The organism is Pseudoalteromonas nanhaiensis, from assembly GCF_051235485.1.
Lineage (GTDB): Bacteria > Pseudomonadota > Gammaproteobacteria > Enterobacterales > Alteromonadaceae > Pseudoalteromonas > Pseudoalteromonas lipolytica_C.
Map to the genome: position 1 here is coordinate 193867 of NZ_JBPNYQ010000006.1, position 11659 is coordinate 205525.

The 11659-nt window shown below is 41.0% G+C and carries 10 protein-coding genes; 1 reads left to right on the plus strand and 9 read right to left on the minus strand.

Translation table 11 applies throughout. The features are described from left to right. Positions 1-405 precede the first annotated feature (405 nt). From ACSFVZ_RS08355 to ACSFVZ_RS08390, 8 genes are read right to left on the minus strand one after another with little or no spacing between them, the layout of a single operon-like run. Positions 406-738 carry a DUF6488 family protein gene (locus tag ACSFVZ_RS08355; protein WP_348708064.1) on the minus strand — a complete coding sequence of 111 codons (333 nt, stop codon included), beginning with the start codon at positions 736-738 and terminating at the stop codon, positions 406-408. Positions 739-779: 41 nt separating this feature from the next. Beyond that, the gene (locus ACSFVZ_RS08360; protein ID WP_348708066.1) at positions 780-1304 is read right to left on the minus strand and encodes a hypothetical protein; all 525 of its coding nucleotides are present in this window, start codon (positions 1302-1304) and stop codon (positions 780-782) included. A gap of 43 nt (positions 1305-1347) precedes the next feature. Next, positions 1348-2043, minus strand: coding sequence for a HupE/UreJ family protein (locus ACSFVZ_RS08365; protein ID WP_348708068.1), 696 nt, complete (start codon positions 2041-2043; stop codon positions 1348-1350). After that, complete coding sequence (locus tag ACSFVZ_RS08370) at positions 2033-5176, minus strand: efflux RND transporter permease subunit (protein WP_435558599.1); 3144 nt, start codon at positions 5174-5176, stop codon at positions 2033-2035. The genes ACSFVZ_RS08365 and ACSFVZ_RS08370 overlap by 11 nt, the downstream gene beginning before the upstream one ends. 10 nt (positions 5177-5186) lie before the next feature. Beyond that, positions 5187-6419 (minus strand): efflux RND transporter periplasmic adaptor subunit, encoded by a 1233-nt coding sequence (locus ACSFVZ_RS08375; RefSeq protein WP_138558789.1) that lies wholly within the window; start codon positions 6417-6419, stop codon positions 5187-5189. A 16-nt stretch (positions 6420-6435) separates the two neighbouring features. Next, positions 6436-7761, minus strand: a complete 1326-nt coding sequence (locus tag ACSFVZ_RS08380) for a TolC family protein (RefSeq protein ID WP_138558788.1) — start codon at positions 7759-7761, stop codon at positions 6436-6438. Between the two features lie 13 nt (positions 7762-7774). Then, positions 7775-8749, minus strand: coding sequence for a M56 family metallopeptidase (locus ACSFVZ_RS08385; protein ID WP_435558600.1), 975 nt, complete (start codon positions 8747-8749; stop codon positions 7775-7777). Between the two features lie 17 nt (positions 8750-8766). After that, positions 8767-9150: a BlaI/MecI/CopY family transcriptional regulator gene (locus ACSFVZ_RS08390; RefSeq protein ID WP_138558786.1), complete on the minus strand. Its 384-nt coding sequence runs from the start codon at positions 9148-9150 to the stop codon at positions 8767-8769. Positions 9151-9234: 84 nt separating this feature from the next. Between ACSFVZ_RS08390 and ACSFVZ_RS08395 the strand changes: the two genes are divergently transcribed. Continuing rightward, positions 9235-9588 carry a DUF3147 family protein gene (locus ACSFVZ_RS08395; protein WP_348708073.1) on the plus strand — a complete coding sequence of 118 codons (354 nt, stop codon included), beginning with the start codon at positions 9235-9237 and terminating at the stop codon, positions 9586-9588. 208 nt (positions 9589-9796) lie between these two features. Here ACSFVZ_RS08395 and ACSFVZ_RS08400 read toward each other — a convergent pair whose 3' ends face one another. Continuing rightward, positions 9797-11593 carry a hypothetical protein gene (locus ACSFVZ_RS08400; RefSeq protein ID WP_435558601.1) on the minus strand — a complete coding sequence of 599 codons (1797 nt, stop codon included), beginning with the start codon at positions 11591-11593 and terminating at the stop codon, positions 9797-9799. Positions 11594-11659 lie beyond the last annotated feature (66 nt).

An 11659-nucleotide genomic window follows, 5' to 3' on the forward strand; every position in this document is an offset into this window, starting at 1 on the left:
ATGCCAGAGAGAAGGATTTACCGAAAAATTATGCTGGTATCAATCAGCAGCGTCCACGCGAGAGAGTTGCTTCCTAACAACCTAAGTAAAATTTGCTCAACAAAGCAGAATCCGTTTTTAGTCGAACTATCGTGCAGCGGTTTGTTGTTTATTTTTACTACATTATCGGCTTTTAAGGAGAGAAACTTGAATAATTAGAAGTGAATTACTCTCATGTGTACTGACTCATACACGATCTGACACCTATGGTGGTAAAGTCTGACCTAGTCGTACAGACTGTCTCTTATGCCACCAAAATCGCTTCTGGACAGAATGAGTTAGAGCCGACCAGTGGCTCTGTGCCAATAGCGGACTTGGTACAAAAACAAAGGCACCTCATGTATCAAAAGGTGCCTTCTTATTTTGTTAAAAGTTGTTTTTATTTTTAACCGCTATAACTTGACCATTTTTTGCAATTTGGAAGTAAAGCTTATCTTCGTTGCTAGCATTAGATGCACTAACTACGTAGAAATTGTCTTCAACGCTAGCAATCGAAAGTTGCGACTTATCAATATTTTTCCATGACTCATCTAACTTACCGACTTCAAAACCAGCGTCTTTAAATGTCATCTTTTGAATATGTGTTGCAGCGATGCTAACAGCTTTTTGACCGCTGATAACTCCATGATCACCATGAGCTTGTACGTTACCAGTAAGCAAGGCACCGCAAAGTGCAAAAATTGATATTAGTTTGTTCATTTTAGTCTCCATTTCGTGTGGAATTCGTTAAATCAAATTCGTTATTTTTTAAGTCCAATAACTTCATAATCTCCTTTGACCAGTAGCTGTATTGAAACTGGCTTGTCTGATTTGTTTTTCCAGTACCAGCCATGAGAGCCTTCAAATGGCGTGGTATAACTACCGTTCATTTCATTAGTAGTAGCAATAGCATAGCTTTCAAAATATCCCGTTGTGTCACCTTCTGGCTCACCATGTAAATCGAAGTACAATGGAGCACCATCGGTTAACCATTCATAAGTCATTTTTTCATGCTGCTTCATATAAAATTTATATTCGATGCCGCGTCCCGCAGGGACTGTCACTTCTATTGTTTGAAACTCATCCGTGCCTTTAGTTGATTCTAATGAGGCTGTTTCCACTTCAGCCGCTTGTGCAAGTGCTGTTAAACCTAACTTGTTTCCAATACCTGTCGGATCGATGTTGTACTCTGCTGGTAAGATAAAGGTAACCAATGCAATAGCCGCGACAACGACTGCTGAAATACTCGCTTTAACGAGTGTTTTGGTACTAACTGTATGTTGCATAAAATTCTCTTTTATTTCTGTATTTCTATAAGTTAAAAATCGATTAAATGGTAAAGTAACCAGTAAGTTGTAAGCCCATCAACATCACACCAGCACTCATTAGTGCGGTATTTGTGACTGTCGAAAAGCGTTGAAATGAAGGCAGTTTTCGCCATGCATTTATCATGATCAAAATAATTGCGAGCGCAGCAAATTGACCAAGTTCAACACCTAAGTTAAAGGCAATCAGGTTGGTAATAAGACCTTCATCAGCTAGGCTAAACTCTTGTAATTTGGTAGCTAAACCAAAGCCATGAAACAGACCGAAAATCAGCACCGCCCATTGGGTATTAGGCTGCCAATTAAAACAACGCTTAAAGCCACCTAGATTATCGAAGCCCTTATAAATTACGGAAAAACCGATAATGGCATCAATTAAATAAGCATTGACCTGTATGTCACTTAACACACCAAATAACAGGGTTGTACTATGCCCAATAGTAAACATGGTGACGTACAACAGTACGTCACGGCTACGATATAAAAAGAAGATAACACCGACTAAAAACAACAAGTGGTCATAGCCCGTTATCATATGCTTAGCGCCTATATATAAAAACGGGATAAACTGTACACCATTATTTTGCTCTAAAAATGCTCTGGTTTTATCATCGACTCCGTGAGCAAAAGCTTCGATACTGAGAAGCGCTAACAGCGCAATCGTCAGATAGGTCAGTACTTTAATCATGTTACTTGGCATCTTGTGACTCCAATACTTCAACATCAGTCAAAATAGACTCCTTTTCTTTATGTAAAATTCTATACAAGGCAGGAATGACAAACAGGGTCAAAATCGTTGACGAAATAATGCCGCCAATGACCACTGTTGCTAGAGGCCGCTGAACCTCTGAGCCTATACCTGTATTTAACGCCATAGGAATAAAACCTAATGAAGCAACCAGTGCGGTTGTTAACACAGGGCGAAGACGAGTCAACGCACCATCAAAGATTGCTTTATCAAGTGCTAAGCCATCTTTGCGCAGCTCTCTAATAAACGACACCATAACCAGTCCATTAAGGATAGCGATGCCCGATAAGGCAATAAAGCCAACTGCTGCCGAAATTGAGAATGGAATATCACGTAATAACAGCGCAGCAATACCACCAGTTAATGCAAGCGGAACACCCGTAAAGATGATCATGGCATCTTTAAATGAGTTAAGCGCGAGGATTAACAAACCAACAATCATGATTAAAGTGACAGGTACAACAATACTTAGGCGCTCTGAAGCGGATTGCAGTTTTTGGTAAGTGCCGCCATATTCCACCCAGTAGCCTGCCGGAACTTCAACATTTTCATTAATCACGCTTTGAATGTCGGCAACAAAACTTCCCAAGTCTCTGCCGCGAACATTGGCAGTCACCACCACTCTGCGTTTACCATTTTCACGGTTAATTTGGTTTGCACCCGATATCAGCTCAATATCAACCAATTCTTTAAGCGGTACTGAATGCCCATCAGCCAAGGCTATCGGTAAATAAGGTAATGAATCTATATCATTACGCTTAGACTCTGCAAGGCGCACCACAATATCAGAACGGACATCGCCTTGATAAAACTTACCTGCAACTGTACCGCCCATAGCCGTTGCCACTTGAGACTGTATTTGGCTAATGCTAATGCCAAACTGCATCAGTTTTTCACGATTTGGCACAAGATTAAGCATTGGTAAACCAGTGGTTTGCTCAACTTGTATATCTACGGCACCTTCAACCTGAGAGATTGCACCCTCTATCTCATCGCCTAACGTGGTCAACGTATCAAAGTCATCACCAAACACTTTTATCGCAAGTTCAGCTCTCACCCCAGCTAACAATTCATTAAAACGCATTTGTATTGGCTGTAAGAACTCATAGCGGTTACCCGGAATTGGCTCTACTAGCGCGGCCAGCTCTTCTACGATTTGTACTTTAGTTTTGTCAGGATCAGGCCATAACTCGCGAGGTTTTAGGATAATAAAGTTATCTGCGACACTTGGCGGTACGGCATCAGTTGCAACGTCGGCTGTGCCTATTTTGGCGAAGACGCGTTCAACTTCTGGCATTTGTTTAATTTTATCTTCTAAAGATTCCTGAAGCGCGATTGCTTGAGACAGTGACGTACCCGGAATTCGCAGCGCGTGCATGGCAATATCACCTTCATCCAAATTAGGCGCAAATTCACTACCTAACTTAGTTGCCTGATAACCTGAGAAACCCACTAATACTGTTGCGGCTATAACAACGAACCAACGGGCTTTTAAAACCCAGTTTAAAGCAGGCTTGTAAAGAACAGCAGCACCACGAATTATTGGGCTATGTTTTTCTTTCACAGGTTTTTTGAATAACAGGGCAACCATAGCGGGTACAAAGGTAACCGATAACACCATAGCGCTAAGTAACGCGATAACCACGGTGATCGCCATCGGGTGGAACATTTTGCCTTCAACACCCTCAAGAGCAAAAATGGGTAAGTAAACAGCGGTGATAATAAACACGCCAAATAGCGCTGGACGTATGACTTCCTTTGTGGCTTCGAACACGAGTTCCATGCGTTCTTTTAGCGGCAGAGGTTTGTTTCCTGCTTGACTTAGCCTGCGAAGACAATTTTCCACGATAATAATGGCACCATCGACTAACAAACCAAAATCTAACGCGCCTAAACTCATCAGGTTAGCACTCACGCGAGTTTGTACCATACCTGTTACTGTCATCAACATGGCAAATGGGATCACTAAGGCTGTTAAAAATGCAGCCCTGAAATTACCCAGTAGCACAAAGAGTACAACGATAACCAATATCGCCCCTTCGATCAGGTTAAGCTGAACCGTTTGTAGCGTTTTATCTACTAATTTAGTGCGATCATAAACAGCAGTTGCGACTATACCTTCTGGTAAAGTGGCGTTAATTTCCTTGAGCTTTTCTCCCACGGCATGAGCTACTGTGCGGCTATTTTCGCCAATAAGCATAAATACCGTACTCATCACCACTTCACGACCATTTTGTGTAGCAGCGCCAGTTCTAAGCCCTTTGCCGTTTTCAATATCGGCGACGTCTTTAATATAAAGTGATGAACCATCAATCGACTTAAGCGGAATATTACCAATGGCCGTCATATCAGCAACTTGACCGGGTAGCCTTAACAGCCACTGTGCGCCATTTTGCTCAATAAAGCCTGCGCCTTGGTTTTGATTATTTTGCGAAATTGCATCCACCACATCGGCTTGTGACAGCCCAAAAGCAAGTAGCTTTTCAGGTTTGAAGGCGACTAAAATTTCACGCTCAAATCCGCCTATCGGATTGACTTCTACTACACCCGGTACACGCATCAACTGAGGTCTAATTGTCCAGTCATGTACTGTTCGTAAATCCATTGGTGTAATAGGCGTGCCATCTGCGTGTGTCGCATCAGGCTCTACATCAACGGTGAACATGAATATTTCACCAAGACCTGTCGCAATTGGCCCAAGTTGAGGCTCTAAGCCCTGCGGTAATTCGGCGCGTGCCGCTGATAAACGCTCATTAACAAGCTGACGAGCAAAATAGACATCGGTATCATCACTGAATATTGCAACCACTTGAGATAGGCCATAACGAGAAACTGAGCGGGTATAGGTTAAACCCGGCAAACCCGATAACGCAGTTTCTAACGGAAAGGTTACTCTTTGCTCAACTTCTAATGGCGTAAACCCAGCCGCTTCGGTATTGATCATGACTTGCACATTGGTGATATCGGGCACTGCATCAATCGGTAATTTGGTAAAGTTCCAAATACCCAAACCTGACACAGCTAACACCATCACCATAACAAGGAATTTGCGCTTTATTGAAAAGCGTAAAATTGACTCCAACATTTATACGCTCCTAGTGATCGTGTGATGCGCCAGACTTTTCAATGTCGGCTTTTAAGATGTAGCTATTGTCGGTCACGTATTCGGTTCCCGCTTTTAGGCCACCTAATACTTCAATCCATTCGCCTCCAGCGCGGCCCAACTCAAGCATACGAACTTCATACTGCTCACCCACTTTGGCGTAAACGACAGTAAAATCTCTAAATCCTTGCAAGCCAACACGTTTAACTGCGAGTGGCACATCAATAGTGGCAATTTCTATGTCAGCTTTAACAAAACTGCCTTCAGAAAAGAGGCCATCAGCTAATTCGACCCAAACTATTCTTGCCTGATCATCTCTCACGCTAGGCTCAATAAATGACACCTTACCTGCAAGGGTTTCCTCATGACCTTCAACGTTTAACGTTACTGGCGTTTCCAGTTTCACCTTGGAATAATCCGAGGGATAAACCGCTAATTTGGCAATATAGCGATTAAAATTAGTAATGGTCAGTAAGGTTCTACCACCCGTTTGCTCACCCGCGTTTGCGAATAACTGGGTAACAACACCGTTAGTGGGCGCTTTAATAACGTAGGGTTTAAGACTTTCATTACTCTCTACTGTGAACAGCGTTTGGCCTTTTTTAACAGTTTCACCGTAATTGACATGTAACTTGGTGATTTCACCATCAAAACGGGCAGCAATGTTTCGCTTAGCGTCCACAGGTAAACTTAATTTGCCATAAGCGGGTATGGTTTGATGAATGGTCGCAGGGCCTGCAATTTCAGTGTTGATTTCCATTGCATCGGCAACTGCCTGTTCAATCGTGGTGCGACCTTCGAAGTTGTCATATCGCCAATTGTACTTTTTACCCTGATAAGTGGCTTCAATGGCAACAACAAAAGAGTGAGGCTCATAAATGACCATATCACCGCGAAGAAAATCACCTTGGGCATTAAAGTTAATATCATCAGTACCATCGCCTAAGCGAATTAATTTTACGTTTAAATCGACATTCTTTGGGTCTATAGGCTGTCCATCATTAGTCGCCCAAACTCGAAATTCTGGCGGTACACCTGTTTCAAAAATAGATAACTCTATTGCAAAGTCACCATCTCGTAACATGCGCCCACGGTGTGGACCTTTCTCTGGTTCAGCTTGCTCTGCCGCAGGTGTTGATGATGCAACAGCATTAGGTGCGATGACACCTGTTAATGAGATAAGTATCGCCAAGCTCAGTGACGACAGGATATTTTTATTTTTCATAAGGTTGCTCACGGTTCTACTCGCTATCACTAACGGACACGCCAGTTAGACGTTGAATTTCAATATGTTGTAAGTGCAAAGATTGATAGGCATCAAGTAACTGATTTTGGGCGCTAAGTAGCTCTCTACGGATATCACTCCACTGGTTGTAGCTAAGCTTGCCGATATCAAATGCCTGACTTGCTTCAGTCAATGCGGTTTCTAGTACGGGAATAATTTCAGCTTGAATCGTTTCAATGACATGGTGGGAATGCGCCATTTCTTGTAATAGCACATATAGCTGTGCATCCAGTTTCTGCATTAAGGCTTGTTGCTGAGTTGCCAGTACATCTTGTTTTGCGCGTAAGGCCGCTATTGTTCCTGCATTGCTATTGTCATTCCCCCAAGGAATAGATATACCCGCTACTAAACCAAAGTCATCTGTCGCTTCATATCGTCTCAATCCCGCAGTGAGTTGCCACTGAGGTTTTGCTTCAATGCGTGCAAGCTCCATTTGAGACTGAGCGATACGTTGTTCATTAACAAACTGCTGTATTTGTGGGACTTGCTTAAGCTTGATTAGCTGGCTTTCTACCGAGGGAATTTCCGGCTTAAGCATTAAATTCCCAGTTAATTTAAGCTCAGCCTGAGGCTTGCCCCATAAGGATGACAGTTGATAATGACTAGCTTTTAATTCGTGCTCTAAATCTTCTACAGCGAGATTTCTTCGAACCAGCTCGGCTTGAGCCAAGCGCATTTCAACATTGGAACTTTTACCCGCTTTTACTCTATTGGCAATCGCGTCAACCACTTCCTGTGCCTGAGAAACTGCTAATTGATTTAATTTTAAGCGCTCTTGCTTTATCAAGATTTCAACAAACTGCTTCGCAACAATCGCAGATAGATCGAGTGCTTTTATTTTTTGCTCTACTATTACTGCACTTGCTTGGCTTTTTGCTGCATTAACTCGGCCATCAATTTGATCTTGTTGAAGCAGCCAAGAGTAGGTGAGAGTCGATTGCATACTTTTTAATGCGCTATGCTCACCTGTCCCTAACGCATCCTCAATCATTAAACCTATTTGTGGGCGTTCTCCAATGGCAGCTTGCTCGATATTGCCTTGCCACACAGCTTCTTCAGCTACCAAGGCTTTTAGTTCGGGATGACTTTCTAGAGTCATGGTCACAGCCTTACTCAGATTAATAATCTGATGTGATGACTGTATTTGCTGCTGGGACTTCGAATTAGCCAAAGAGGGAGTTGATATTGCTAAACCAAGTCCCGTTGTTACAGCTATACCAACAGCCAAAAACCGATAGCCAATCGGTTTTTTTTCGTTGCTTTTATAAAGATTAAATCTCATTCCATATCCTTAATTAATGGATGAAAAAAGTTTCGATAAAGTGATGAAAACTATCGACAGTGGATGCCGCTAGTACTGGCATAGTTGCCAATAATGCTAGAGTAATGATGATAGTAGTAAGTGACGGTTTATTAATTGGATTTAATAACCCCTCAACACGAAGACTCGTGTAATCATGTCCGAAGTAGCTAACAGACGCCTGATCGCAATCCGTAGGAAGTGCTTTTTGAAGTCTAGCGACATCAATTAATGTCTGTGCGATATCAAGATGGTCGTATTCTTTAGTGACCTCATTGTCGGCTATCTTTTCCGTCATTAAGACATATTGTTCGATTAAGGTTTGTTTTATACCTGACGGATAGAAGCTGGCAAGTGCCGTGAAAAGCACTTTAAATAACGGGTCTCTTGCCGTTACATGGGCCAGTTCATGATTAACGATGATATTAAGTTGTTCATCGCTAACTTGGGTTTGTAGTCCGGTTGATACATATATCTTGGGAGATATAAAACCTGTAGTAAAGGCAACAGGCACTTTAACAGGCATCAATAAATATTGATTGCCATTAGTCGTCCTAGCATCTTGTGCATCAGTAAAGCTTAGTAAACTCGATAATGCGATGGACTGTTTGGTTCTAACAAAGGTAGTATTAGTTACGCGCCAAGCTAAATAGATTAGTGCTAAAAGTAAGGTTAACGCGTGCCAACTTGAAAAGCTAAAAATATCGATATGGTGCCAATGGGCAAAATCTTCGAACCAGCTTATGTTAAAAACTTTATCAAACCCTAACGAGTAAGGCATAAAGTAACCAATACAAGAAAAGGCTATCCACCAAGGTGCACTCACTAGTGACCACAATATAAACTTTTGACTATTAAAACTGACTTGTTTGAGTCTGAACAACACAAAACGAGATACGACAGCAACAGTTGCAATACCGATCACAAATGCAAGCACTGAAACACTGAGCAAATTTAGAACGACTGCCATATCTCCAACTAACATAATTAAGCCCGCTCCTTTCTAAGCTGGCGTTGTTTCTCGATCATTTTTTCTAATGTATCGAGTTGTTCGTCATTAAGCTGTGCCGAAGCAGAACTAAAAGCGGCTATTAAGCTATTTTCACCATCTTCAACAAAGTCACTGGTTACATTTGAAATAAGTTGAGCAATTAAGCCTTCACGATCTACTCTGGCTGAATAACAATACGCATGGCCTTGTTTAGTGCGTTTAAGTAATTCTTTTTTAAATAACCTATCAAGCGTACTTTGGATAGTATTTAACGAATTACCACGAGCTAACCCCAGTACTTTATGTACTTGCTTTGCATCCGCTTCTTTCACATTCCAGAAATGTTGAAGCACTAACTTTTCTAGTTCACCTAACTGCATAACACTTTACTCTATTTAATTCGTTGGCTATATTGTCACAACAAAAACCGATAGGCAATCGGTTTTTTCATTTAAGGACATTATATGGGTTGGCTAATAACTAAGTATTTGATCACCGCTACGGTCATTGTCGCGGCATCGGAGCTAGCAAAACGAAATGATAAACTAGGCGCACTGATAGTGGCGTTACCGACAGTCACCATTTTAACCATGATTTGGTTATATGTTGAAAAGCAACCTGCTGAGAAAATAGCCAATCATACTTGGTACACCTTTTGGTATGTACTTCCGACATTGCCCATGTTTTTACTTTTCCCCATGCTGATCCAACGCTACAGTTTTTGGCTATCGTTACTCATCAGCTCAATAGTAACCATAATTTGCTTTTGGCTGTTTTCGTTATTACTGAAGCAGTTTGGGATTGATTTGCTTCCTTGAGGGTAGCAGAAAGGTCCGTTGTTCGCCCCACAGCCGCCATTAGAATATTTACGTGAACGCGTAATGGGGAAAAGTGAGCAAGAGTAATCTGTCAGAACTGATTACATCGCTGTTAGAGAACTGGAAGATCACGTCCTGACTAATCCACCTCATGCTAATCCACCTCATGCTGTACACATGAGAGTAATCCACCTCATGCAATAGTAAACTAATGATGTTCATAGGCTTCAGATTGCATTCTTACTATTCGCTCATCAAGGTAGTCGTAATATGAGGCCCTGTTCTGAGCAAACTTTAGCGAATGCCGCAACTGTTTTGGCTCACAGGATTTAATTTCTGTGTCTTCAAGTTCAAATTCAGGGAACGACTGCTGATAGAAATACAGTAAGCCTTGCGCTCTCGCAATTTGGTCATTTGATGTTAGTTTTTTGCCTGCCCTTAGTTTATCCAAGTCTGCATGTTTGATGCTGAAACGATAAGGGCGCTCACCATTAATAGACTTAGTTTCCTTTTTCTTCACTACTTGAAGGCCAAACTCTTTCTCTAAAAGTGCTTTTATTGTGCTTGCAGGCTGGGGTTTTGATATTTTTGTGTAATTAAATACCACCTCAAAATATCTCGCTATTGGCACTAGAATGGCATTAAGAACCAATTTTTCTTCAGCTAACCAATTAACAAAACTCACTGCGTCATGGCTGGTCCACTCAGGTGTATCAGATTCAAGTAATCCTGTTATCTTCGCCAGTTTTCCTAACACCAACTTTTTGTAAGCCAGCTCTATTTCTTTAAATTCTATATTGCTTTTTATCAGCTCAATATTAGAGATATGCTGGCGCCCTTGACCAAAGCTGTCAAACGCTAATACTTCTTCAATAAGCATCGGATGACTATGAAGTTGGTAGTGATTTATAAGCTCATAAGTGTAGATTAGCTGCTCTTGTTCTTCCGTATTCCAATGAGAATTAGATAACAGCTTCAAGTACTTATGTTCAGAAACAGGTTCTTCCAAGTTAATTAAAAGATATTGTTCAGATAACGCTGCTTCAGCATTTGATAGCCTTTTTTTTGCAAGCTCTTTATGTTCATCGAAATTAGATCCATAAGTTATTGTGCAACCCAAATGCTCTAACATTAAAAGTGTGTTGGCACAGTAATTTTTAGTCATAAGTCTTTGCTGACGAACTCGCTGAACAATTACGTCAACATACAAATTGTTTTGAAGCTCTTCCTCTTCTGCTGAGCTATTCTTATAGAGTTCCTCTTTAATTAGTTCATCTTTTATTGCTTGATGACTAACTTCAAAATCTACGGGAATATTAGGTTTGTAAAACGAGAGATAAACCTTGTAATTTAACCGAAAACGACCAGTGGATTGAATTATCTGCGTCGGCAATATTGTCTTGTTTGAAAATATATTGACTGAATCCATTTCGACTTGCTCAAAGCTATGCCCTGAAGTAATTGAAGGACTAAATTGGTGAACCTTCTTTTCAATCAATTCTTGATCTATGTTTCTTAAGTATTCTTGTCCTGACTTTGAACGAAGAAACTTTGCATTTGCGCAATAACCAATATTGTTTTCACCTTCCGTTATTGCCTCAAATACCGATTTAAACTTATTGAACTTTTGTTGACTTGCGTCGTTGAAAATAGCCATGGATTCACCAGACTTTCTTGCTTCAATCAGGTTAAATAAGTGCTGCTTATCATCCAAAACATGAATCTTTTTAGCTGGGTATTTGGGTGTTGCGGAGTTGCTGAGGATGTGAATTTTTTTATTTGTCAGTTTTTGTAATTGCTCAATACTCAAATCGCAAAACAACGCATCTGCTAGGATCACTTTTGGCTTATTGAGTAATTTTACGAATTTCGCTAATGCTTGATATCTGCTAGTTAGGGTTTGCCCCATCCGTGCACTTTGAGTGAAGGAATTAATACACTCTTCATATTCGTCCACAATCGTAATTTGGCTAGACTCTCTAATGCCATCGAATTGTAGTGGCATAGTTAATTTGGCCACCCATTAAGAAAGAAATGTTATGCTAATAAGCATACAAATTTGGGTGTAAAA